Source organism: Actinopolyspora sabaoui, from assembly GCF_051225635.1.
In the GTDB taxonomy this organism is placed as follows: domain Bacteria; phylum Actinomycetota; class Actinomycetes; order Mycobacteriales; family Pseudonocardiaceae; genus Actinopolyspora.
The window spans coordinates 23,142-47,002 of record NZ_JBMIHH010000016.1 but is presented as its reverse complement, the minus strand read 5'-3'; the positions used below and the strand labels follow the sequence as shown (position 1 = coordinate 47,002).

Annotated in this window: 19 protein-coding genes and 1 tRNA gene; 18 read left to right on the top strand and 2 right to left on the bottom strand. The window is 68.1% G+C overall.

Features of this window, described 5'->3' with window-relative positions:
* Positions 1-99: 99 nt before the first annotated feature.
* Entirely contained in the window at positions 100-3,231 is a 3,132-nt protein-coding gene (topA, locus tag ACOQFL_RS22420) for a type I DNA topoisomerase (protein WP_435546186.1), read from the top strand.
* A gap of 21 nt (positions 3,232-3,252) precedes the next feature.
* A complete protein-coding gene (locus ACOQFL_RS22415; RefSeq protein ID WP_435546185.1) occupies positions 3,253-4,518 on the top strand; it encodes a DNA polymerase III subunit delta' in 1,266 nt (421 codons plus the stop codon).
* A gap of 10 nt (positions 4,519-4,528) precedes the next feature.
* On the opposite strand, the gene ACOQFL_RS22410 is transcribed toward ACOQFL_RS22415, so the two are convergent.
* Complete coding sequence (locus tag ACOQFL_RS22410) at positions 4,529-6,079, bottom strand: hypothetical protein (protein WP_435546184.1); 1,551 nt, start codon at positions 6,077-6,079, stop codon at positions 4,529-4,531.
* Positions 6,080-6,182: 103 nt separating this feature from the next.
* Here ACOQFL_RS22410 and ACOQFL_RS22405 point away from each other — a divergent pair.
* The 7 genes from ACOQFL_RS22405 to ACOQFL_RS22375 all read left to right on the top strand — a co-directional run bounded on the left by ACOQFL_RS22405 (position 6,183) and on the right by ACOQFL_RS22375 (position 11,239).
* Positions 6,183-6,259 (top strand) — tRNA-Thr (locus ACOQFL_RS22405).
* 169 nt (positions 6,260-6,428) lie between these two features.
* The gene (locus ACOQFL_RS22400) at positions 6,429-6,824 is read left to right on the top strand and encodes a DUF3224 domain-containing protein (RefSeq protein ID WP_435546183.1); all 396 of its coding nucleotides are present in this window, start codon (positions 6,429-6,431) and stop codon (positions 6,822-6,824) included.
* Between the two features lie 147 nt (positions 6,825-6,971).
* Complete coding sequence (locus ACOQFL_RS22395; protein WP_435546182.1) at positions 6,972-7,436, top strand: NUDIX domain-containing protein; 465 nt, start codon at positions 6,972-6,974, stop codon at positions 7,434-7,436.
* A 163-nt stretch (positions 7,437-7,599) separates the two neighbouring features.
* Entirely contained in the window at positions 7,600-8,016 is a 417-nt protein-coding gene (locus ACOQFL_RS22390) for a PPOX class F420-dependent oxidoreductase (RefSeq protein ID WP_435546181.1), read from the top strand.
* Positions 8,017-8,080: 64 nt separating this feature from the next.
* Positions 8,081-8,761 carry a VOC family protein gene (locus tag ACOQFL_RS22385; RefSeq protein ID WP_435546180.1) on the top strand — a complete coding sequence of 227 codons (681 nt, stop codon included), beginning with the start codon at positions 8,081-8,083 and terminating at the stop codon, positions 8,759-8,761.
* An 892-nt stretch (positions 8,762-9,653) separates the two neighbouring features.
* The gene (locus tag ACOQFL_RS22380) at positions 9,654-10,487 is read left to right on the top strand and encodes a DUF4231 domain-containing protein (protein ID WP_435546179.1); all 834 of its coding nucleotides are present in this window, start codon (positions 9,654-9,656) and stop codon (positions 10,485-10,487) included.
* A 281-nt stretch (positions 10,488-10,768) separates the two neighbouring features.
* Positions 10,769-11,239, top strand: a complete 471-nt coding sequence (locus tag ACOQFL_RS22375; protein WP_435546178.1) for a hypothetical protein — start codon at positions 10,769-10,771, stop codon at positions 11,237-11,239.
* A gap of 293 nt (positions 11,240-11,532) precedes the next feature.
* On the opposite strand, the gene ACOQFL_RS22370 is transcribed toward ACOQFL_RS22375, so the two are convergent.
* Positions 11,533-12,021, bottom strand: coding sequence for an inorganic diphosphatase (locus tag ACOQFL_RS22370; RefSeq protein ID WP_092628268.1), 489 nt, complete (start codon positions 12,019-12,021; stop codon positions 11,533-11,535).
* Positions 12,022-12,483: 462 nt separating this feature from the next.
* On the opposite strand from ACOQFL_RS22370, the gene dacB reads away from it, so the two are divergent.
* The 9 genes from dacB to folK all read left to right on the top strand — a co-directional run bounded on the left by dacB (position 12,484) and on the right by folK (position 23,848).
* Positions 12,484-15,339: a D-alanyl-D-alanine carboxypeptidase/D-alanyl-D-alanine endopeptidase gene (gene dacB / locus ACOQFL_RS22365; RefSeq protein ID WP_435546177.1), complete on the top strand. Its 2,856-nt coding sequence runs from the start codon at positions 12,484-12,486 to the stop codon at positions 15,337-15,339.
* Positions 15,340-15,512: 173 nt separating this feature from the next.
* Positions 15,513-16,697 (top strand): Rv3626c family coenzyme F420 biosynthesis-associated protein, encoded by a 1,185-nt coding sequence (locus ACOQFL_RS22360; RefSeq protein WP_435546176.1) that lies wholly within the window; start codon positions 15,513-15,515, stop codon positions 16,695-16,697.
* A gap of 131 nt (positions 16,698-16,828) precedes the next feature.
* The gene (tilS, locus tag ACOQFL_RS22355) at positions 16,829-17,830 is read left to right on the top strand and encodes a tRNA lysidine(34) synthetase TilS (RefSeq protein WP_435546175.1); all 1,002 of its coding nucleotides are present in this window, start codon (positions 16,829-16,831) and stop codon (positions 17,828-17,830) included.
* 32 nt (positions 17,831-17,862) lie between these two features.
* Positions 17,863-18,420 (top strand): hypoxanthine phosphoribosyltransferase, encoded by a 558-nt coding sequence (hpt, locus tag ACOQFL_RS22350; RefSeq protein WP_435546174.1) that lies wholly within the window; start codon positions 17,863-17,865, stop codon positions 18,418-18,420.
* A 383-nt stretch (positions 18,421-18,803) separates the two neighbouring features.
* Positions 18,804-21,413: an ATP-dependent zinc metalloprotease FtsH gene (gene ftsH / locus ACOQFL_RS22345; protein ID WP_435546173.1), complete on the top strand. Its 2,610-nt coding sequence runs from the start codon at positions 18,804-18,806 to the stop codon at positions 21,411-21,413.
* Between the two features lie 87 nt (positions 21,414-21,500).
* The gene (gene folE / locus ACOQFL_RS22340) at positions 21,501-22,124 is read left to right on the top strand and encodes a GTP cyclohydrolase I FolE (protein WP_435546224.1); all 624 of its coding nucleotides are present in this window, start codon (positions 21,501-21,503) and stop codon (positions 22,122-22,124) included.
* Positions 22,124-22,972, top strand: coding sequence for a dihydropteroate synthase (gene folP, locus ACOQFL_RS22335; RefSeq protein ID WP_435546172.1), 849 nt, complete (start codon positions 22,124-22,126; stop codon positions 22,970-22,972). Before folE ends, folP begins: the two co-directional genes overlap by 1 nt.
* On the top strand, positions 22,965-23,357 hold the full coding sequence (gene folB, locus ACOQFL_RS22330) for a dihydroneopterin aldolase (protein ID WP_435546171.1): 393 nt from the start codon (positions 22,965-22,967) through the stop codon (positions 23,355-23,357). Before folP ends, folB begins: the two co-directional genes overlap by 8 nt.
* Positions 23,354-23,848, top strand: coding sequence for a 2-amino-4-hydroxy-6-hydroxymethyldihydropteridine diphosphokinase (gene folK, locus ACOQFL_RS22325; protein WP_435546170.1), 495 nt, complete (start codon positions 23,354-23,356; stop codon positions 23,846-23,848). The genes folB and folK overlap by 4 nt, the downstream gene beginning before the upstream one ends.
* Positions 23,849-23,861 lie beyond the last annotated feature (13 nt).

Here is a 23,861-nt window from a genome sequence, read left to right as displayed (position 1 = left end):
GGCGGCGTGTGTCACGCTGTGCGTTCCCCGGGACGGCGAACAGGACCGGACACGGTGCACACTGACGGATCGGACACCTCCAGACGAGAGCAGGTAGGCGTGGCTGGCTCGACACGGACGAAGAAGGACGGCGCCAAGGGGCGCGCTTCTAAGGCATCCACCGGGAGCTCCGGCGGTCGGCGGTTGGTGATCGTCGAGTCCCCGGCCAAGGCGCGCAAGATCGCTTCCTTCCTCGGCTCGGACTACCAGGTCGAGTCGTCGCGCGGGCACATCCGTGATCTTCCGCGTGGTGCGGGCGACGTTCCCGCCGACTACAAGGGGCAGTCCTGGGCACGCTTCGGCGTGAACGTGGACAACGACTTCGAACCGTTGTACCTGGTGACCGACGACAAGCAGGGCACGGTCGAGGAACTCCGGGAGGCGCTGTCCGACGCCGAGGAGCTCTACCTCGCCACCGATGGTGACCGGGAGGGCGAGGCGATCGCCTGGCACCTGCAGGAGACGTTGCAGCCCGCCGTCCCGGTCTACCGGATGGTGTTCCACGAGATCACCGAATCCGCCATCCGGGCCGCTGCGGCCAACCCCCGCGAGCTCGACAACGACCTGGTGGACGCACAGGAGACCCGGCGCATCCTGGACCGGCTCTACGGCTACGAGGTCAGCCCCGTGCTGTGGAAGAAGGTCATGCCGAAGCTCTCGGCGGGGCGGGTGCAGTCGGTGGCGACCCGCATCGTCGTGCAGCGGGAGCGGGAGCGCATCCGCTTCGTGCCCGCCTCCTACTGGGACATCGCCGCCACGTTGCACGCCGCCGACGAGGAGCGATCCGACCGGCAGGGCGGCTTCGGCGCGCGGCTGGTCAACGTCGATGGCTCCAGGCTGGCGACCGGACGCGACTTCGGCCCGGACGGCGAGCTCACCGGCGACGCCCTGGTGCTGGACGAACCGCGCGCCCGTGCGCTCGCCGAGGGGCTGGCCGACACCGAGCTGAGCGTCTCCGCCGTCGAGGAGAAGCCCTACACGCGCAAGCCCTACGCGCCGTTCATGACCTCCACGCTGCAACAGGAGGCGGGACGCAAGCTCCGGTTCTCGGCCGACCGCACCATGCGGACCGCGCAGCGGCTCTACGAGAACGGCTACATCACCTACATGCGTACGGACTCCACCACGCTGTCGGACACCGCGATCGCGGCGGCGCGGCAGCAGGCCGGGGAGCTGTACGGCAACGACTACCTGTCCGCGCAGGCCAGGCAGTACACCCGCAAGGTCAAGAACGCGCAGGAGGCCCACGAGGCCATCCGCCCCGCGGGGGAGAACTTCCGCACCCCGCGCCAGGTCGCCTCGGAGCTGGACACCGACGGCTCCAAGCTCTACGAACTGATCTGGCAGCGCACCATCGCCTCCCAGATGGCCGACGCCAAGGGAACGACCATGTCGGTGCGGGTCACCGGCACCGCCACGAGCGGGGAGGAGTGCACCTTCGCCGCCTCCGGTCGCACCATCACCTTCGCCGGTTTCCTCAAGGCCTACGTCGAGTCGGTGGACTCCGAGGCCGGTGGGGTCGCCGACGACGCGGAGTCGCGACTGCCCCGCCTCGTCGAGGGGCAACGGGTTTCGGCGGGCGAGCTCGACCCGGACGGGCACACCACCAGTCCGCCCGCCCGATACACCGAGGCCAGCCTGGTGAAGGCCCTGGAGGAGCTGGGAATCGGGCGGCCCTCCACCTACGCTTCCATCATCAGCACCATCCAGGAACGCGGCTACGTCTGGCGCAAGGGTTCGGCGCTGGTTCCCTCCTGGATCGCGTTCGCCGTGGTGGGGCTGCTGGAGCAGCACTTCTCCAGGCTGGTGGACTACGACTTCACCGCCGCGCTGGAGGACGAACTCGACCGGATAGCCGAGGGTGCCCAGCAGCGCACCAAGTGGCTCAACGGGTTCTACTTCGGTGGGGACATCGGCCCGAAGGACTCCATCGGTCGTGCCGGAGGGTTGAAGAAACTCGTCGGCTCCGGTGTGGAGGAGATCGACGCCCGGCAGGTCAACTCCATCCCGATGTTCACCGACGACGACGGACGCACGGTCTACGTCCGGGTCGGCCGCTACGGGCCCTACCTCGAACGCAGCGCCGCCACGTCGAACGAGGGCAACGGCGAGTCACAGCGCGCGAACCTGCCGGACGCGTTGCCGCCGGACGAGCTGACTCCCCAGGTGGCCGAGAAGCTGTTCGCCACCCCGATGGAGGGGAACACCCTCGGTACCGACCCGGAGACCGGCCACGAGGTCGTCGCCAAAGACGGGAGGTTCGGGCCGTACGTCACCGAGATCCTGCCGGAGGGCACCAAGACCAAACCGCGCACGGCCAGCCTGTTCAAGTCGATGTCGCTGGACACGGTGACGTTGCAGGAGGCGCTGCGGCTGCTCTCACTGCCCCGCACCGTGGGAACCGACCCCGACACGGGGGAGGAGATCACCGCGCAGAACGGTCGTTACGGGCCTTACCTGAAACGGGGCAGCGACTCGCGTTCGTTGGACAACGAGGAACAGATCTTCGCGATCACGCTGGAGGAGGCCCGCGCCATCTACGCGCAGCCGAAACAGCGGGGCCGCAGGGCCGCGGCGCCTCCGCTGCGTGAGCTCGGCGAGGAACCGGACACCGGCCGGAACCTGGTGGTCAAGGACGGGCGGTTCGGCCCGTACGTCACCGACGGCGAGACGAACGCCTCGCTGCGCAAGGGCGACAGCGTCGAGGAGCTGACCAAGGAACGCGCCATCGAGCTGGTCGCCGAACGGCGTGCCAAGGCCCCCGCCAAGAAGGGCGGCAAGAAGTCCGGCAGCTCCGGCTCCAGCGGCAGCAAGAGTGGCTCCAGCGGCAGCAAGAGTGGCTCCAACGGCAGCAAGAGCGGTACCAAGTCCGGTGGAAACGGGTCCTCGGGCTCCGACACCTCGGGCAGCGGCACCAAGAGCGGTACCGGCGGTTCGGGCGGCAAGAGCACCGCCAAGAAGGCCGCCACCGGTAAGGCGAGCGGATCCGGAACCAAGAGCTCCACGAGCAAGGGTTCCACCGGCGGCACGAGCGGGAAGAGCTCGGCGAGCAAGAGTTCGACGACCAAGAGCTCGGGCACCAAGAGCTCGGGCACCAAGAGCTCGGGCACCAAGAGCAGCGGCTCCAGAACCAGGAGTTCCGCGTCCGCGAGCTCGGAGGGGCAGCGAGCCGCGGACCGTTCCAACACGTGATCGGGTTTCGAGGTACCGGCGATGGCAAGCGAGACAGCGGCCCCGGAAGTCGGGGCTGTCGCCGATGGGGACTCCGTGCGCGCCGATCGGGAGCCCGAAGGCATCTGGGCCGAGGTCGTCGGCCAGCCCGAAGCGGTGCGCACCCTGCGCGAGGCCGCGCGGGCGGCGCGTGACCGGTTGGCGGGGCGCGACACCGCCACGGGAGCCATGACCCACGCCTGGCTGTTCACCGGCCCGCCGGGATCGGGACACCCCATCATGGCCCGCGCGTTCGCGGGAGCGTTGCAGTGCACCGACCCGGAAACGGTCGGCTGTGGCGGCTGCGTCGCCTGTGAGACGGCCCTGGCGGGCACGCACGCCGATGTCACCACGGTGGTCCCGGAAGGCCTCTCGATCTCGGTTGCCGAGATGCGTTCGCTGGTGCAGGCGGCGGCTCGACGCCCCAACACCGGCCACTGGCGGGTCGTGCTCATCGAGGACGCCGACCGGCTCACGGAGGGCGCGGCGAACGCACTGCTCAAAGCGGTCGAGGAACCTCCCGCGCGCACCGTTTTTCTGCTGTGTTCCCCCTCGGACCACCCCGCCGACGTGCCGGTGACCATCCGTTCCCGGTGCCGTGGCGTGCAGCTGCGAACCCCGCTCACGGAGGCGATCGCCGAGGTGCTGCACCACCGGGAAGGCGTGGAGCGGTCCATGGCCGACTGGGCGGCCTCGGTGTGCGGCGGACACGTCGATCGCGCTCGTCGCCTGGCCACCGACCAGCAGGCCAGGGAACGCCGCGAGGCCGTGTTGCGCATTCCGCTCGGCTTGCGCGGGCTCTCCGAGGTTTTCAGCGAGGCGAGCGGGCTGGTCCGTGCCGCCGAGACCGAGGCCGGGGAGGCCAACCAGTCGCGCGACGAGGCCGAGAAGGAGGAGCTGCGTACCGCGATGGGGGCAGGAGGTACCGGCAAGGGGACCTCCTCGGCCACCAAGGGTGCCAACGCGGCGCTGAAGGAACTGGAGAAGAAGCAGAAGGCCCGCGCTACCCGGTCACAGCGGGACGCGCTGGATCTGGCGCTGGTGGATCTCGCCGGGTTCTACCGGGACGTGCTGGCCCTCGGTTTCGGGGCGGAGGTGCCGCTGAACCACCCCGACTTCGCGAACCAGGCACGCAGGGCAGCCGCGGAGTGGACCTCCGAGACCGCCCTGCGCCGGTTGGAAGCGGTGCTGCGCTGCCGGACCGCGCTGGACCGCAACGTCAAACCGATCATCGCCGTGGAGGCGTTGGCCGCCGAACTCCACCGATGATCCGCCACACTTACCCCCGGCGGCGCGGCAGTGCCGCCACCAGCACCGCACCCAGCAGCAACAGGGCCGTTCCGGTCCAGAACAGCGGCACCGCGTGGTAGGCCCCCGAGGTCTTCGCCAGTGGCGGGGAGTCGCCCCCGCTCGCCGGTGGGGTGGTGTTCGGGGGCTGGGTCGAGGTCGAGCAGTCGACACCGCCCTCCGGCGCGTTCGCCCTGGCGAACTGTTCGCCGAACGAGATCTGGGCGAGTGCGCTGGAGAAGCCGAGTAGCTCGTTGGGCAGGATCTTCAGGTCCAGCAGCCGTGCCCCCGCGCGTACCGCGGTACCGTCCCGCTGCTTGGTCAGTTCACCGAGACTGAGCCGCAGCACGCCGATGTCCAGCACGTTGGACTTGTCCGGGTGCCCCACCAACGGAACGTCGGAGTCGAGTCCCGAGGTGGGCAGCGGGATACCGATCGGAAGTTCGAACTCGGGGTTCGCGGCATCCAATGTGAACAGTTCCTCGCCGCCGCGGCTGATCCGCAGTACCGGCGCACTGTAGTCCACCGTGGATGTCTTCGGGTCGCCGGTCGCCGTCGCGGTGAGGGTGGGCTGACTGACGATGTCGATGCGCAGTTCCTGGGAGGTCCCCGCGAACAGTCGGATGCTGGCGACGTCGAACCGCGAGGTGGAGCGGACCGCCTTGTTGTCCTGCCCCGGCACGTCCACCAACCGCACGTTGGAGCGCGCGTGCATGATCTCGGGAACCCGCAGCAGCGAACCGGACGCCTCGGAGCCGCCGGCACCTCCCAACAGGCCCCCCAACCGTTCGAGTGGCCCGGCCAGCCGGTCTAACCCGTCGCGCAGCTCCCCGGTGTCGGCCGCGGCGAGTTCGCTCATCCCGCTGGATGCCTTCTCGGCGAGCTCGTCCTCCCGACTCTTCAGTGAGGGCAGCACGTTCAGTGCCGAGATGCTCGCCAGCGTGGTCTCGGCATCGGCGATCGGTTCCACACAGGGGCCGAGTTTCTCGTCCCAGCGGGCGTGCACGTTGCCCTTGAGCAGACCGAAGTCGACCAACTTGTCCAACGGGGTGGACGGTGGTTCCAGTCCGCTGGTCCGGGGCTCGGCGTGATCGGGCACCGCGGTCTGTGCCAGCGAGCCGGGTAGGGCGGGCGCGTTGCCACCCACCGCGAATCCGAACGGCGCGGACTCGGCGATCGCGTGTTCCTGGGCGAGGTACGCCTTTGAGTTGGCCTTGGCCGTTGCCAGCCCCATCCCGGTTTCCACCAGCGCCTGTCTGGGCAACTTTTCGTCGAACTCGGGCGCGTCCAGGATCGACTCGCCCGGCACCGCGTTCGGCAGCACCCGCAGCAGACCGATACCGGTGCCCGCCTCGGCCACCACCGGTCCGGGAACCGGGGTCTCCGGTTCGCCCTTCCCTGGGGGCTGTCCCGGGATCTCAGGGGATGGCGTGGGGGTTTCCGGGGGCGTGCTCTGCGCGGTCGCGGCGGGAAGGCTCAGACACGCGACGGCGAACGAGACGGCGGAACAGATCGCGATCCGGTGGACAGGGGGTATGCGCATCCAGCACCTTCCGGTATTCCCGTGATCGTCATCACTCCACCCTTCAACGAGCCGGGGGGCTGCGGGTGACGTTCGCGGACCCGCTACACTCGTACACGGTTTCGCCGCCTTAGCTCAGTAGGTCAGAGCGACGCACTCGTAATGCGTAGGTCAGGGGTTCGACTCCCCTAGGCGGCTCCACCGGTAACCGGCCGTTTTCCGCGATGCGGGAGACGGCTGGTTCTCGTTGGTCTCGGTTTCGTCGCCTCCCCGCCGTCCGCCCGGCGATTTCGCGAGAAATTGACACCCGCCGTAACCGTGCGGCTCTCGCGCGTCTCGTGATGTCGGTGCCGACCGATAGCTTCGGCCCATGACCGAGCAACAGCAGAGCCACGCAATCGAGGTCCCGTTCGAGGTCCTGGAGTGGGACGAGTCCGTCTACGACGAACCGGCGGAAGGTCCCAAGCTCTCCCGAATCTCGATCCGGAAGCGGTACCGGGGCGCGCTCGACGGCATGGGCACCGGTGTAGTGCTCACCGCCGGAGGAGCCTCCGGCGGCGGCTACGTGATCTCCGAACGCTTCGAGGGCACCCTCGACGGTCGGCAGGGCACCTTCGTGCTGCAGCACGGCGGGCTCGCGGACGGGACGGAGCAGCGCACCTACGGCACCATCGTCCCCACGTCCGGGACTGGGGAACTCACCGGCGTGGCGAGTAGCTCCGTCGAGTTCGAACACGGACTGCTCCGATTGGAGTACACGCTCTGATCGAGCGTCTCCGCTGTCGAGTTGCCCGACCAGCCGTCCCGTCTCGTCGAGCCGACCGAAGAGCGGCACCGGGCGCACCGAGCCGAGGACGGGATCGCCGGGGTGTCGGCACCGACATCGTGCCACCCCGGCACCTAGGGTTTGCCCATGGCGGACGAGCAGGGGATGACCGTTTCGAGGATGGCGGCAGGCGCGTTGTTCGTCGCTCCCGATGGAGAGGTACTGCTCGTCCGCAAGACCTACGGCAACCGGTGGGACATCCCCGGTGGATACGTCGAGCCGGGTGAGTCACCGGCACGAGCCTGTGTCAGGGAACTGGCCGAGGAATTGGGGATACGGCGGTATCCGAGTCGGATACTGGTCGTGGACTGGGCACCCACCGCCGGCGAGCCCGACAAGCTGCTCTGGGTCTTCGACTGCGGTGAGCTGGCCGAGGACGAGCAGCGCATCCGGCTCGACTTCGACGAGCTGGACCACTGGGAGTGGGTGGCGGTCGCCGAACTCGACGAGTACCTGATCCCGCGGCTGGCCCGCAGGCTGCGCGGCGCCCTCACGGCCCGTGAGCTGGGCGGGACCGTCTACCTCGAACACGGCGAGCCCGTGTTCGGCTAGTCCCCGTGCTCCGATGTAAGGCGCCGTACGCGCCTCCGTCGCGTGTTTCCCCCTGTCCCCACCGAAATCCACCCCACTTGAATCCACCCCCCGGAACCGCGGCATTGACTTCGAGTGCACTCGAAGATCTAGGTTCGCCACGTCACCGAAGGGGAGTAAACGGATGAGCTTCATCGAGGTCGAACGCGCGTATCTGCGGGGGCAGCTGCTGGGCAGACTCGCCACGGTGGGAGACGACGGCACGCCGCAGGTCCGACCGCTCGGTTTCCGGCTCAACGAGGACGGAACCATTGACCTGGGGGGTCCGAGAGTCGCTTCCACCAAGCGGTACCGGAATGTGTCGGAAAGACCTCGTGTCGGGTTCGTGGTGGACGACATGACACCTGAGGAGCCGGGAAGTGTCAGGCCGGGGATGGGGCGTGGCGTGGAGATCCGGGGAGTGGCACGGACGTTGCGGGTGGCTGACCCGCCGGGTGAACCACCGATGGCGGGATCGGACATCATCCGAATCCATCCGAAGCGGATCATCAGCTGGCACATCGATCCGGAGAATCCCAGCGGTTACGCCAGGAACGTGTGAGCGGCGATCAGCGGGACATTCGCGCGGTCGATGCCGCCTCCCGCGAATCAAAGGAGGAGACGAGATGCGGATCTCGACGGTCGAACACCGCGTGAGTGACCTCGCGGCGGCGGTGGCCTTCTACCGCGATCTTCTGGGACTGCCGGTCTCGCACGACGACGGTTCCGCCCGCGTCACGCTCGGTTCGAGCGAGTTGTGGTTGACTCCCGGACCCGCGACCGCGGCGGCACACCACCTTGCCTTCGACGTCCCCGCGGAGAGCTTCGACGCCGCGGTTTCGTGGTTGGCGGAACGCGTGCCGCTGCTGCGTTCCGCCGATACCGGCGAACACGAGATCGAGGGCCCCGCCGGCTGGAACTCGCGTTCGACCTACTTCGAGGGGCCAGACGGTGAGGTGCTGGAGTTGATCGCCCGGAGGCGGGTGCGCCATCGCGCGGCGCCGGAGGTTTTCGGGCCCGGCCACATCGCCTCCATCAGCGAGGTTGCCATCGCGGTGGACGACGTGCCCGCGGCCGTTGCCGAGCTGGAGCGTCGCTTCGGCCTCACCTCGTTCGGGCCGAGTTCTGAAAACTTCGATTCGGTGGGTGACGAGGCGGGATTGCTGGTCCTGGTGCGGACCGGGCGGGCAATGGCACCCGATCAGGTGAAGCACAGTGGGCCGCTGCCGCTCGCGGTGTGGTTGGCGGATGTCGGGATCTCCGGGGAATTTAGTCCGAGTGACACCCGCACGGTGATCATTGGCTGATCGGCCGTGGCGGCGGTGTTCTCCGTGAGCGGGTCCCTGGAGCTGGAGCCGCCCCATGGGCTTCGTGCCCTCGCTCGGGTACCTCGGCCGGGGCCACTCGGAGAATGTGAATAATTTGCACAGAGCATCGTGCCAGAAAACGCGAAAAATATTCCCAACGATGCTCGTTCGGTGTGGTCGAGGCTTCGTGGCGTTCCACTTGATACTTCTTCGGGATGAATTCGGGGATCGGAATGTTTCGTTTTCGGCTGTCGGTTCGTTCGGGGATTGCTTCCGGTTTGGGGGTGCTTGGCTGTGTTTTCGCTGTACAGGTAATATGGCATCTTTCGGTTCGACGGTTTCGGATGGCACGTCTTGCGGGTGGCTCGAACGGAGGTGGAATTGTCGCGATCCTGTGTGGGCGCGACGAGTGCTTTCTTTTGTCTGGTATTCATTCCGGGGGGCGAATGTGCCCGCTGTTCGTGTGGTAAAGCGATTGAGTGATGCCTTTTTCGGGAAACGTCGTTGCTCTCGCTCCGGGTGGGTAACGCGTGATGGTCCGGCCGTATGGGGGCGGCGGGGCGCGAGGGAGATGTAGCCGGGCGGAGGTGCGCCGTCGTGGCGATCCGGACGTGGATTATTTGTCCATTGTGGACTTATTGTATATTTTCCCGTGTCCGTGCGAACTTCGCCATGTGCCGGGGGACGTGTCCGTGACGCGCCCGACCGCGCGGCTGGCGTCTCGTGGATGATGTGACGGGTCGGTGACTGCCGGTGAACGGTGTCGATACCGCCCTGCGGGGGGACTGAATGCGTAGCGTTATTCGACCACTCTGGGTGTCACTCCGTCGGCCGATTGCAGTAACGCTGTTGAGCTATTTCGATCACAGTGACGCCGTGAAGGGATCGTGTGATGAGCAGTACCGAGGTCAGCACGGGGATTGTCGGGGGAGGTGTGCTCTCCGCCGAATCAGACCCCGATGACGTCGCCCGACGCATCGCGGACCTCTCCGAACAGGTGCACCGGGCGCTGCTGTTACGACGCCTGTTGGCGGTGTGGGCGCTTCCCGGCAACGTGGCGCTGGTCGCGCTGACCGTGAGCTGGTTCGTGGTGAGCTGGAGTCCGGGATGGAAGCTGTCGACACTCGTTTCGGTGATTCCGATGATCTCCGTGGTGGGGTCGGCCTTCCTGTTCTACCGGCAGTACTTCAAGGTACGCGGTATGGCGATCGAACTGCGCGAACTGAACCAGGCCCGACGTGAGCAGTCGCTCGACGACGTCGGCTCCGGCGGCGACCTGCTGGCGGCGCACAAGCGCTACCGCGCCTACCTGCCCGACGCGATTCGTGCCTATCGCAGGCAGGCCCAGCGTCTTCGTCGTGCGCACAACGCTTTGCAAGTCGTGATCATTTCCGGCGCGATCGTGACGTCGGTGATCGCGGCGGTCTCGGTCACGATGGCCGACGTCCGTTGGGCCGTGGTGGGGGCGAGCCTGTTGGTCGCGTTGACCGCCGCGTTGTCGGGCTTTGCCAAGTACCGTGAGCGGGGGGTCAACCTGCAGCGGACCGCGGACGCGCTGGAACGTGAGTACCATTCGGTAGAGCTTCGGGTGGGCAAGTATCGCCGGTTCGACAGCGAGCAGGCCGCTTACGCGGAATTCGCCCACGAGGCGGAAACGCTGCTGGACGAACACGCCAAACGTCAGCAGCAGGTCGGCCCCGCGATGCTGCCGGACGCCCTCGTGTAGGTGTGGGGTCGCGGACCGCCGAACGCTCCGTGACCCGGCATCATGTTCGCTACGGTGTTGTTTCCGGCCTGGGAGGTCGAGATGTTCTCATACGGTGTGCGATGAAAATGTGTAGCCCGATTGGGTGAGTGCTCGCATGTTTTCGAGTTCGAGCAGCAATTTTCGTTACTCGCCGTATGAGAATACCGCTACTAGGGTTCGCTGAATCGTGTTGAGAATAGTTTCCGTAGTCTTTTGCTCCGCGTGGGGGACAGTTACCTGTGCAGAGAGGAACCAAGGCGATGAAACGCACTCTTACCACGGTGACCGCCCTGGTGGCGGGAAGTGTCGGCGCTATCGGCTTCGCGGGAACCGCCGCCGCGGACGCCCCGAAGCTGCCCGCCGAGCTGCCGGTGGACAACAACGTGGCCAAGACCACCTACCACACCGCCGCGACACTGCATTCCGCGCAGCAGACGATCGGCGAGATCGTGCCCTCCCGGGGAATCCCGGCTGCGGCCCGCTCCGCCGAGGCCTCCGATGGTGACCCGCTCGCGGAAGCCGTGCAGAACGGTCACATCTCCGGTGAACTGCTCAACGAGGAGCAGCTGAACGGTGCTCCGGGCGAGATGCTGCAGGACCTGCCCCAGCAGGCTCAGCAGAACCAGCAGGCTCAGCAGAACCAGCAGCCCTCGACCCGTCCCGCGCCGACTTCGAGCAGTAACCTCGCCGGCCTGCCAGTAGGCGACGTGATCAGCGGCCTCGCCGGCTGAACGGTGCCCGTCGCGAGGACGACACCACAGAGACGACACGGCAGGAAGGTCCCCGTTCTCGTTTGGCGGGGACCTTCCTGCCGTCTCGCTGTCTCGGGGCGTTCCCTCGGCGCTTCTCGCGCCGGACGCCCACCCGCGTGGCCCAGCCCGTGGCTTCCGCCACGGCCGAACTCCCGGTGAGTCTCCAGGGTGGGGCGGGTGATCGCTCGAAGTCGGGCCGGCCGCTCACGACCGGGTGGCGAGTCCGCCGCCGCGGGGAACATCCCGAGGAGCCGAACGGAAAGTTCGAAGGCTCAGTGGCCCTCCTCCTTGGCCCGCTCGTACGATTTCTTGATCTCCGCCTCGGCCTCGTCCCGGCCGACCCAGGTGGCGCCCTCGACGCTCTTGGCGGGCTCCAGATCCTTGTAGACCTCGAAGAAGTGCTGGATCTCCAGGCGGTGGAACTCCGGCACGTGATGGATGTCGCGCATGTGCTCCTGCCGCGGGTCGTCGGCGGGCACACAGATGATCTTGTCGTCGCCACCCTTCTCGTCGCGCATCCGGAACATGCCGATGGCGCGGGCGCTGATCAGGCAACCGGGGAAGGTCGGCTCCTGGATGAGCACGAGCGCGTCCAGCGGATCCCCGTCCTCGCCGAGGGTCTCCTCGATGAACCCGTAGTCGGCCGGATACTGGGTGGCGGTGAACAGCGTCCGGTCGAGACGGATACGGCCCGTCTTGTGGTCCACTTCGTACTTGTTGCGCTCCCCTTTGGGGATCTCGATCGTGACGTCGAAGTCCACGCGTTCCTCATTCGTCCTAGTGATGTTTCGGACGGCGATGGTGCCGTTCCCGGCCGTTGCTCGGGGAGTCCCCCGATCGCCCGCCCTGGGGCGGACCATCCGGCGTGGAGTCGGATCGGAGTGGATCGTGTCCGAACCGTTACCACCACCGGTGGAGTGGTGACTACAGCCTAGGAACCGGCTTTGAAAACCGCTCGCGGGGTCGGAAAACTCCAGCTCGCAGCGGGTGCATGCTCCGGCCGGAGTCTCCGGCGCCGTGTTCGCCGCCCGGCCGTTCCGGCCTGACGGGCGCACACGACGACAGTCCGCTGCGGTTTTCGGCGAGCGGTCCGCACCGGTTCCGGTGTGGCCTGATCCGTCACTCCCACGGACGCAACTAGTGTGGGACAAGTCAGCCGTTCCAGCCGCACACAGTGTGCGAGATCGCATTCGCGAGCCGGTGAGAGTCGTTAGGAGGAGCACTTGCCCGAACCCCAGGAATCACGGGGTGGGACGGGCGGTCGTGAGGACGCGGCATCGTCCGCCGAATCCACCGGCGGCTTCCCCACGGACTTCTCCGACGGTTTTCCGGAGGCCGACCCGGACTCGGAGCCGAGTGACTCGTTCGAATGGCCCGCGGCGGATCCCGAGCAGCATTCCACCCAGTCGCAGGATGCCCACCCGTCGGAGGAATCCCACTCGCTAGAGGAGTCCCAGCCGCCGGAGGATGCCCAGCCGCCGGGGGATGCCCAGCCGTCGGAAGAGTCCCAGTCGCCGGAAGAATCCCAGCAGGAATCCGATCGGCAACCGCTGGACTCCGAGGAGTCCCCAGCCGCCTCGGAAACTCCCGTCACCTTCTCGGAACAGCAGGAGACCGTTCAGCAGGAGACCGTTCAGCAGGAGACCGTTCAGCAGGAGACCGTTCAGCAGGAGACCGTTCAGCAGGAGACCGTTCAGCAGGGGGTCATCCAGCGGGAGAACACCGAGCAGCTGTCGGAAACCTCCGATTCGGAACCGGAGTGGCCGGAGCAGGACCCTGCCGCGGTCGAGCGCACCCAGCGTTTCAGCGCGATCCGTCCCACCGAGCGGGAGCCGGGCGAAGGTGGGCAGGACCCGGACCAGCGCGGGCAGGCTTCGGGCCAGCAGGGGGAGGCTTCGGGACAGCGTGACCGGGAGGCCGGAGAGACCCCGAAAGCGGCCCCGTCCTCCGGGCCCGCTCCCACCGCCGATCCCCCCACCATTCGCATGCCGCGGATCCCCGCCGCGGACCCCGGGTGGCCGCACGCCGAACCTGCCCCGGCAGAACACCGCGAGCGGTTGGAGCAGCGAACCGAGCGGTTCACCACACAGCAGCGGTACCACCAGCCGGGGAACTCCTCCGGTAGCCCGCAGGGCCCGCCCTCGGGTAGCCAGGGCCCTCCACCGGGGAACCAGCATCCCGGTCCGGAGCGTCCTGCCGCTCCCGCCGACTTCGGTATGCCGCTGGGGTCGGAAACGGCTCCCGCCCAGCCCCCTCGGGGGGATCCCGGCCATGCCCGGGGCCGAGCGACGCCGGGTGGCCCGGGTGCGGCTCCGCGTTCTCTGCCGGGCGGGGAATTTCCCCGCGACGGGGAGTACGAGGAGGCCGGAACCGTCGAACAAGAGCTGCTGCCCCGTCGGGAGGAGCAGGCCGCGCAGGAGGCCGTTCCGCATCGGGCGGGTACCGCTTCTCCCGGCGATACCTCCCGGCCTGCCGACCCCGTACCCCAGGTGGACGCGGCCCCACCCGATGGCACCGTCGGACCGGTCGCCCGGGGAGCCGAGGAGAATCCCACCGCCGGCACCGCGGCACCCCTCGACCACGCCGACGAGCACGGCTCCCACGAGGATCGCGACGAACACGAGGCCCCCGAGGAGCGCTACGACGACAGTCCCGAATCCGGCGAGGCCGCTCCCGTGACGTCCGGTACCCACCCGCGCCGCGGCCGCCGCAAAAGGAACGTGCTCGTCGCGGCGGCGCTGCTCGGCGTCCTCGCACTCGCCGCAGTGCTGGTGTTTCGTGGTTCCGGCCCATTCGGCGACATGCTGAATCCTCGTGCCGACCCACCCGCCCTTGCCTCGTTGCGCCCCGATGTCAGGGGGTTGAGCAACTCGGCACCCCTCCCGACCAGCCAGGGGGTCGAGGCCAAGTTGAAGGAGATCGCCTCGGACCCCGTGCTCGGCGACTTCGGGGGCGTGGTCCGTGACGCCAGATCCGGCAGGACCCTCTGGGAGCGGAACCCCGGGAAGGGGCTGGTTCCCGCTTCCACCAACAAGCTGCTCACCGCGTCCGCGGCCCTGCTGGCGATCGATCACGGTTTCCGGTTCCGCACGAAGGTCGTGCGCGGCAGCGAACCAGGCAGCATAGTGCTCGTCGGTGGCGGCGATCCGACGCTGTCCGCACTGCCGGAGAACGAGAGTTCGGTCTATCCGGGGGCGGCCAGGCTGGACGAACTGGTGGAGCGGATCCGGGCGAGCACTTCCGGTGACATCGAGTCGGTCAAGGTCGACGTCAGCCGTTACAGCGGCCCCGAGCTGGCCTCCAGCTGGGATCCGGCGGATGTGTCCAGGGGATATGTCGCCCCGATCCAGCCGGTGATGCTCGACGGTGGGCGGCAGGACCCCACGAGCAGGGTCAGCCCACGCAGCGACGAACCGGCACTGGACGCGGCCCGTGAACTCGCCTCCAGGCTGGGAGCTCCCACCAGCTCGGTCAGCAGGACCACCGTCGACTCGGAGGCTTCCACCCTCGCGGAGGTCGAGTCGCCGCCGCTGCGGGATCTGGTGCGCAAAACACTGCGGGATTCGGACAACGTGCTCGCCGAGGCCCTCGCACGGCAGGTCGCGATCACCACCGGCAACGAGCCCTCGTTCGCCGGCTCCGTTCGTGCGGTTCGCACCGTGCTGAGCGAGAACGGTTTCGATCTGACCGGGGTCGACATCGTCGACGGCAGCGGGCTTTCCGCCTCCGACGAACTGCCCGCCCGAATCCTGGGCGCGATAATGCGCACCGCGAGCGCTCCCGTCGAGAGCCCGTCGGGACGTTCCGCCAGACTGCGGCCGTTGTTGACTTCCGTCCCCGTGGCCGGCGGCACCGGTGGTCTGGCCGGGCGTTACGACGGCGACGCCTCCGAGGGCAACGGATGGGTTCGTGCCAAGACCGGAACACTCACCGGGACCAATGCCCTGGCGGGGACCGTCCTCACCCGGGACGGCCGGCTGTTGGCGTTCGCGTTCCTGTCCAACGGACGGAGCCCTGTCGCCGTACGCCCGGTGATCGACGAACTCGCGGCCGCGTTGCGTACCTGCGGCTGCCGGTGATCGGGTCGGCTCCCGCCGTTCGCTCGTGACGGAGGTAAGTCGTGGCGGCGGAAAGGTGTGCCGGAGGTAAGCCACTGCGGCGGGGGGCGTAGCAGGGAGGCCGTAGCAGGGGAGGGCGTGGGGCGCGAGCCGGAGATTCGCCGTGTGCTGCCCGCACGGGTACTGTCGGAAACGTGACTGTTCGTGCGTCCGCGCTGTCAGCGCCGCTACGTCGGGACTCGGCCAGGCATGCCCGACCGAGTCAGCACCGCCGGGAGGGACACGTCTCCGGCCACGGCAGCGGCGACGTCGTCGACTGGAACACCGCCGTAGCCACCGCGAGCAGGCTGCTCGGCCCCGGTCCGGAGATCTCGCGTTCCGAGGCCGACGGTGTCGTTGCCGAGCTCCGCGAGTTCAGCGTGAGCGCCGAGACGCATGTTCGGGAACTGACCGGGCTGGGCGCCGACCTTCCGGTGGCTCCCGGCGATGTGGTGGACCGGCCGGGTTGGTTACGGGGTGCCACTCGTGGCCTGGCCGAGTTGACCGACACCGCGCTCGCGGGAGCCGGGGGCGAGGACCGGGAGGGGGTCAACCCGGTGCTGGCCGCCGTCAACAGCCGTGGCGCCGGGATGCAGGCCGGTCTCGTGCTCGCCTACCTGGGCACCAAGGTTCTCGGACAGTACGATCCGTTCGCCCCCACCGAGTCGGGTTCGGGCGATCCGGGCAGGCTGTTGCTGGTCGCTCCCAACATCGTCGCCGCACAGCGTGCGCTCGGTGTTCCCGAGGACGACTTCCGGATGTGGGTCTGTCTGCACGAGTCCACCCACCGGCTCCAGTTCAACGCCGTTCCCTGGTTGCGCGAGCACTTCTCCCGCAGTATCGGCGAACTGTTCACCGAGATGGAGGGTTCCACCGGTGAGCTGTTCGGCCGGTTGCCCGCGGCGGTTCGCGAGCTTCGGGCGGCGCGGATGGGTCGAAGCGACACCAGCCCCGGCATGCTCGGCGTGGTCGAGCTGCTGCAGAGCCCGCGGCAGCGTGCGGCGCTGGACCGGATTCTGGCCATCTCCACGCTGCTGGAGGGGCACGCGGATCACGTCATGGACGCTGTGGGGCCCCGGGTGGTGCCCAGTGTGCACGTCATCCGGGAGCGGTTCACCCAGCGCCGGGCGGGCGGAGGTCTGTTCGACCGGGTGCTGCGCAGCCTGCTCGGGGTGGACGCGAAGATCAAGCAGTACGCCAAAGGGGCCGAGTTCACCCGCAGGGTGGTGGATGCCGTGGGCATGACGGGGTTCAACGCTGTTTGGCAGGAACCGGACAACCTTCCCACCCGCTCCGAGCTCTCGGACCCCCCGGCCTGGCTGCGGCGGGTGCACGGCTGACCGGGCTCTCCTGCCGCGATCGCGGGCCGGATCCGCTCGCCCGAGTCGCTTCCCCGGTGGCCCGAGAACTCGCCGGCCACGCACCACCACCGGTGAGTTCGCCTGCTGTCCGGTGGCGCGATAATCGGCCCGTGCCGCCAGCTCCCAGCGTCAGCGCCGTCCGGCTCGCCGTGCGACGACTGCTCGACTCCGAACAGGCCGCCCGTTATCGCGGTTTTCCCTTGGTGGTGGCCTGTTCCGGTGGCCCGGACTCGTTGGCCCTGGCCGCGGCCACCACCCATTTCGCGCGGCACCGGAACGTACCGGTCCACGGGCTCGTCGTGGATCACGGGCTGCAGCCCGGTTCGGATCGGGTCGCCTCCGACGCCGCGACCCAGCTCATCCGGCTCGGCTGCGCCGAGGTGGACATCGCGCGCGTCGAACCGGACGGGGTGGGTGGTACGGAAGCCGCGGCGCGGCGCGCCCGCTACGAGGCGCTGCGGCTCCGGCGGCCCGAAGGGGCCCCGGTGCTGCTCGGGCACACCCTCGACGATCAGGCGGAGACGGTGCTGCTGGGACTGGGGCGTGGTTCCGGGGCGCGTTCGTTGGCCGGTATGCGCCCGCTGGACGGACCGTGGGTGCGCCCCTTCCTGGGGGTGAGTCGTCGAACCACCGAACGCGCCTGTGAGGAGCTGGGGCTGCGGCCCTGGCACGACCCACACAACACGGACCCCGCCTTCACTCGCGTCCGGCTCCGCCGCGAGGTGCTGCCGTTGCTGGAGGAGGTGCTGCAGGGCGGGGTCGCCGAGGCGCTTTCCCGCACCGCTGTCCAACTGCGGGAGGACGCCGACGCGTTGGACGCGGTCGCCGCGGGGGTCCGTGAGCGGGTGGCCGACTCGTGGGGGCTCGACGCGCGTAGTCTTGCCGAGCACCCTCCCGCGCTCCGCAGACGGGTGCTGCGGGACTGGCTCTCCGGACGGGGCGTCCCGGAACTCAGCGACGCCCATCTGCGCGCCGCGGATGCCCTGGTAGGTGACTGGCGAGGGCAGGGTGGTCACGCTCTGCCAGGAAACTTTGCGCTGGTTCGTCGGCGTGGGACCCTTCTGGTGGAATGCGGGGGTCGCGGAACCGAGCAACGGTCGAGCGACGGGTGAACAACGACCCAATCGAGAGGGGAAGCCGGGCCGTGTACGACGGCGACATTGCCTCCGTGCTCATCACCGAGCAGCAGATCAACGACAAGGTCGGGGAGCTGGCCAAACAGATCGACGAGGACTACGGGGACCTCGCGGGGGGCGACTTGGTGCTTGTCGGTGTCCTCAAGGGCGCCGTCATGGTGATGACCGATCTCGCCCGCGCACTGCCCCGGCCCGCGCAGCTGGAGTTCATGGCGGTCAGTTCCTACGGCTCCTCGACCTCGTCCTCGGGCGTGGTGCGCATCCTGAAGGATCTCGACCGGGACATCGCGGGCAAGCACGTGCTCGTGGTCGAGGACATCATCGACTCCGGACTGACGCTGTCCTGGCTGTTGCGCAACCTCGCCGCCCGGGACCCGGCCTCGGTCGAGGTCTGTACGTTGCTGCGCAAACCCGATGCGGTAAGGGTCGAGGTGCCGGTGCGCTACATCGGATTCGACATTCCCAACGAGTTCGTCGTCGGCTACGGGCTGGACTTCGCCGAACGCTACCGTGATCTTCCGTACATCGGAAGTCTCGATCCGAAGGTTTACACCTCCGGAACGTGATCCGGTTTTCCGCGAGCGCCGTACCACGGGTACAACCGGGAGAGGACGGTGCGCCGCTCCCCGTGGCCGCGAGAGCGGTGGCCGCGAGAGACGGGGATCCGAGATCACCGTGATCGCTGGAATCGAGGGGGCTCACGGCGTACGGTCGACCATCGTCCGTGCGTTGTGTCACCGAGGGAGGGGAGCGCTGGAACTAATCCGGTGCATGGGCCGTTGGAACGCCAGGGGCGGGTACCCTGGGTTGCCGGTGAAACGGCTCGCGCAGTTCGACACTGCCGCGAGCGGTACGCTGGGCTGAACCGGGGGTGGACGTTGAATGGACGCCCGCCACCACCCGACGTGACAGTCAGGGAGGGTCGAGGCCGCTCGGCGGCCGCAAGTGAATGGACCGAAAGCGCCTGCTCCGCAACCCGCTGCTGTGGCTGTTGGCGGGGTTGCTGCTGATTTATGCCTTCAGTGTGCTCTTCGACGACACGCGTGGCTACACGGACGTGTCGACCTCGAAGGCGCTGCAGCAGATCTCGCAGGGCAACGTAGCCGAAGCCACGATCGAGGACAAAGAACAGCGGGTCAGGCTGACTCTGAACGATGGCGTCCAGGTTCAGGGCAGCAACCGGATCATCTCCAAGTATCCGACCGGGTCCCAAGAGGACATCGTCAATCGGATCGAGCAGTCCGGCATCTCCAACTGGGACACCGAGGTGTCCCAGAGCTCCATCTGGAGCCAGTTGCTCATCTATCTCATCCCGCTGGGCCTGCTGGTCCTGCTCGTGATGTGGATGATGAACAACGCCCAGGGCGGCGGCAGCAAGGTGCTGAACTTCGGCAAGTCCAAGGCCAAGCAGTTCACCAAGGACATGCCCAAGACCCTGTTCGGTGACGTCGCCGGTGCCAACGAGGCCGTCGAAGAACTGCACGAGATCAAGGATTTCCTGCAGCACCCGACCAGGTACCAGGCGCTGGGGGCGAAGATCCCGAAGGGCGTGCTGCTCTACGGGCCTCCCGGTACCGGTAAGACCCTGCTGGCCCGCGCCGTCGCGGGTGAGGCGGGCGTACCGTTCTACTCGATCTCCGGCTCGGATTTCGTGGAGATGTTCGTCGGTGTCGGCGCCTCCCGTGTCCGTGACCTGTTCGAGCAGGCCAAGCAGAACGCGCCCTGCATCGTCTTCGTCGACGAGATCGACGCGGTCGGCAGGCAGCGCGGTGCCGGTCTCGGTGGTGGCCACGACGAGCGGGAACAGACGCTGAACCAGCTGCTCGTCGAGATGGACGGTTTCGACTCCAGGGGCGGGATCATTTTGATCGCGGCCACGAACCGTTCGGACATCCTGGACCCGGCGCTGCTGCGTCCCGGCCGGTTCGACCGGCAGATCCCCATCGCTCCGCCCGACCTGCGTGGCAGGCGCGCGATCCTGAACGTGCACACCCAGGGCAAGCCACTGGCCCAGGACGCCGATCTCGACGGTCTGGCCAAGCGCACCGTCGGTTTCTCCGGTGCCGATCTGGAGAACGTGGTCAACGAGGCCGCCCTGCTGACCGCACGGGAGAACGCGCAACTGATCACCGGTGCGGCCCTCGAGGAGTCCGTGGACCGAGTGATCGGTGGACCGCGCCGGAAGAGCAAGATCATTTCCGAGCGGGACAAGAAGATCACCGCGTATCACGAGGGCGGTCACGCGCTGGCCGCCTGGGCGATGCCGGATCTGGAGCCGGTCTACAAGCTCACGATCCTGCCGCGAGGCAAGACCGGAGGGCACGCGCTCGTCGTCCCCGAGGACGACAAGGACATGATGACCCGCTCGGAGATGATCGGTCGTCTGGTGTTCGCCCTCGGTGGGCGTTCCTCCGAGGAACTCGTCTTCCACGAGCCGACCACCGGTGCCTCCAGTGACATCGAGCAGGCCACCAAGATCGCGCGTGCCATGGTCACCGAGTACGGCATGACGGCCCGGCTCGGCGCCGTCAAGTACGGCAAGGAGGAGGGCGATCCCTTCCTCGGCCGTTCGGCGGGCCAGCAGCCGAACTACTCGCTCGAGGTCGCCCACGAGATCGACGAGGAAGTGCGCAAGCTGATCGAGGCTGCGCACACCGAGGCGTGGGAGATCCTCAACACCTACCGGGACGTGCTCGACAACCTGGTGCTCGAGGTGATCGAGAAGGAGACGCTGAACCGCACCGATCTGGAGCGCATCTTCGCGGATGTGGAGAAACGCCCCCGGATCACCGCGTTCAACGACTTCGGTGGGCGGACTCCCTCGGACAAGCCGCCGATCAAGACGCCGGGCGAGCTCGCCATGGAACGTGGCGAACCCTGGCCGCCGCCGGTCAACGAACAGCCCGCCCCGGCACCGGTCGGAGCCGTCTCCGGATCCAACGGGTACGGACCGCAGCAGCCCGCCGGGCAGTACGGTCCCGACACCCAGCAGGGGCAGCCCTACGGCTACCCGGCGCAGCCCGCACCGGGGCAGCCCTATCCACCGCAGGGTGGGCAGCCACCGCAGGGAGCGGGCCCGCAGGGATCTGTCCCGCAGGGACAAGCCCCGCAGGGTGGTCAGGTTCCCCAGGGGGTGCCGCCCAACTACGGGGCCCCTCCCGGCTGGACTCCCGCGACCTCCCCCGGCGGCCAGTCCGGCTACCAGCCACAGCAGGGCCAGTCGCCACAGGGCCAGTCGCCACAGGGCCAGCCACAGCAGGGCCAGCCACAGCAGGGCCAGCCCCGGTACAACGGTTCTCCCGGATGGGAGCAGGGCGTTGCCCCGCAGGGACAGCGCCCGGCGGAGCAACCCGGTGCTGCCGAGCAGTGGACCGAGCAGATCCAGCAGAACCAGGATCAGAACGGGCACCAACATCGCTCGGGTTCCGCCGACGCGGAGACGCCCGCTTCCGGCACGGAACAGCCGGACGCGGGTAACCAGCAGAACTCCGAACGGAATTCCGAGGGTGACCCGGATTCCGGCAACGAGAACGGGACCGGCCCCAACAGCGGCCGGTAACCGCGGACTGCAGTGGAACGAGGCACCCGGCTCACCGAGCCGGGTGCCTCACCGCTGTGGAGGGGAAGACACGTGACAGGTCAGGGCGTGCCAACCGGGCCGGACGCTGAGTTCGGCGCCGATCCCGCCGAATTCGTCGAGGAGCATTTCGACAGGCCCCGCGCCGAAGCCGCCATCCGGGAGCTGCTGCTGGCGGCGGGTGAGGATCCCGAACGCGACGGGTTGCGGGAAACTCCAGCACGGGTGGCCCGCGCCTACGAAGAGTTGTTCACCGGGCTCTACACCGATCCGGACGAAGTGCTGGACCGGACGTTCGACGAGGCCCACGAGGAGCTGGTGCTGGTTCGGGACATTCCGATGTACTCGCAGTGCGAGCACCATCTGCTTCCGTTCCACGGGATGGCCCACATCGGTTACATCCCCAACGAACAGGGCAGGGTCACGGGACTGTCCAAGCTCGCGCGGCTCGTCGATCTCTACGCCAAGCGACCGCAGGTTCAGGAACGGTTGACCTCGCAGATCGCCGACGCGCTCACCCGCAAGTTGGAACCGCGGGGAGTGATCGTCGTGGTCGACGCGGAACACCTCTGCATGGGGATGCGCGGTATTCGCAAGGCCGGTTCGACCACCACCACCTCCGCGGTGCGCGGCATATTCCGTTCCTCCTCGTCCTCCAGGGCCGAGGCGTTGTCGTTGATTCGGGAGAAGTGATGTCCGTTCAGCTGCCGGAATCCTCGCGCTGCCGCGTGATGGGGGTCCTGAACGTGACCCCCGACTCGTTCTCCGACGGCGGTCGGTACCTGGATCACGCGGCCGCCGTGGCGCACGGGCTGCGACTGCGGGAGCAGGGCGCCGACATCGTCGACGTGGGCGGCGAGTCCACCAGGCCGGGTTCGGAACGGGTCGACGCCGCCACCGAGACCGAGCGGGTGCTTCCCGTCGTGCGGGAACTCGTCGAGGCCGGGGTTCCCGTCAGTGTGGACACCACACGTGCCGAGGTGGCCGCCGCGACCGCGCGAGTGGGTGCGGCGATGATCAACGACGTTTCCGGAGGTCTGGCCGATCCGGAGATGGCCGGTGCGGTCGCTGATTCGGGGCTGCCCTGGATACTCATGCACTGGCGAGGACACAGCAGGGACATGAACTCGCTCGCCGTCTACGAGGACGTGGTGAGTGAGGTCCGTGCGGAACTGTCCGAACGCGTGACGGCGGCACTGGCCGCCGGGGTTCCGGAGGAGTCCATCCTGCTCGACCCGGGGCTGGGCTTCGCGAAGAAGGCCGAGCACGACTGGCTGCTGTTGCGACGGCTGGACACCTTCCTGGGAATGGGATTCCCGGTGCTGGTCGGAGCCTCCCGCAAGCGTTTCCTCGGCAGTGTACTGTCCGACTCGGACGGAACTCCCCGTCCCGCCGCTGGTCGCGACGTGGCCACCGCGGCGATCTCCACCCTGGCCGCCGACCGCGGTGCCTGGGGAGTACGGGTGCACGACGTCAGCGGATCCACCGATGCGGTGAAGGTGGCCGCTGCCTGGCGCAACGGAGGTGAGATCCGTGGCTGACCGGGTAGGACTGACCGGACTGCGGGTTTTCGGTTACCACGGCGTCTTCGACCGGGAGAAACGGGAAGGCCAGGAGTTCCTCGTCGACATCACGGTGTGGGTCGACCTCGGCGAGGCAGCCGCCTCCGACGACGTCGAGCGCACGTTGCACTACGGGGTGCTCGCCGAACGCGCCGCGGCCGTGGTCGCGGGTCCCGCGCGGGACCTGATCGAGACGGTGGCGGCCGAGATCGCCGACGACATCATGAGCGACGGCAGGCCGCACGCCGCCGAGGTCACGATCCACAAACCAGACGCGCCCATCCCGGTGACCTTCGAGGACGTGTCGGTAACCATCCGCCGTTCCAGCCGCGGCGGCAGAGGCGCTAAGGCCGCTTCGACATGAGCAGGGCGGTGTTGTCCCTCGGAGCCAACCTCGGGGACAGACTGGAACACCTCCGGCTGGCCGTTCGAGGACTGCGCGAGGTGCTGCTCGCGAGCTCCTCGGTCTACGAAACCGCTCCGTGGGGAGTCACGGATCAGCCCGACTTCCTCAACGCCGTCCTGCTGGTCGAGTCCGCCGCTGCCGACGAGTGGGACTGGCTGCGCCGGGCGCAGCGCCTGGAACGGGAGGCAGAACGTCGCAGGGAGCGGCGTTGGGGTCCCCGTACCCTGGATGTCGACGTGGTCACCGTGGACGAGGTGTACAGCCGGGACCCTGAGCTGCTGCTGCCGCATCCCGGCACTCCCGAAAGAGCTACGGTGCTGATTCCGTGGTTGGAGATCCAACCGGAAGCCACGCTTCCCGGCCACGGAGCGGTGTCCGAGCTGTTGGCCGCACTGCCGGATACGGAAACCGCGGGTGTTCGGCTACGCCCCGATCTGGCGTTGCGTTAGGCCACGTCTTCGT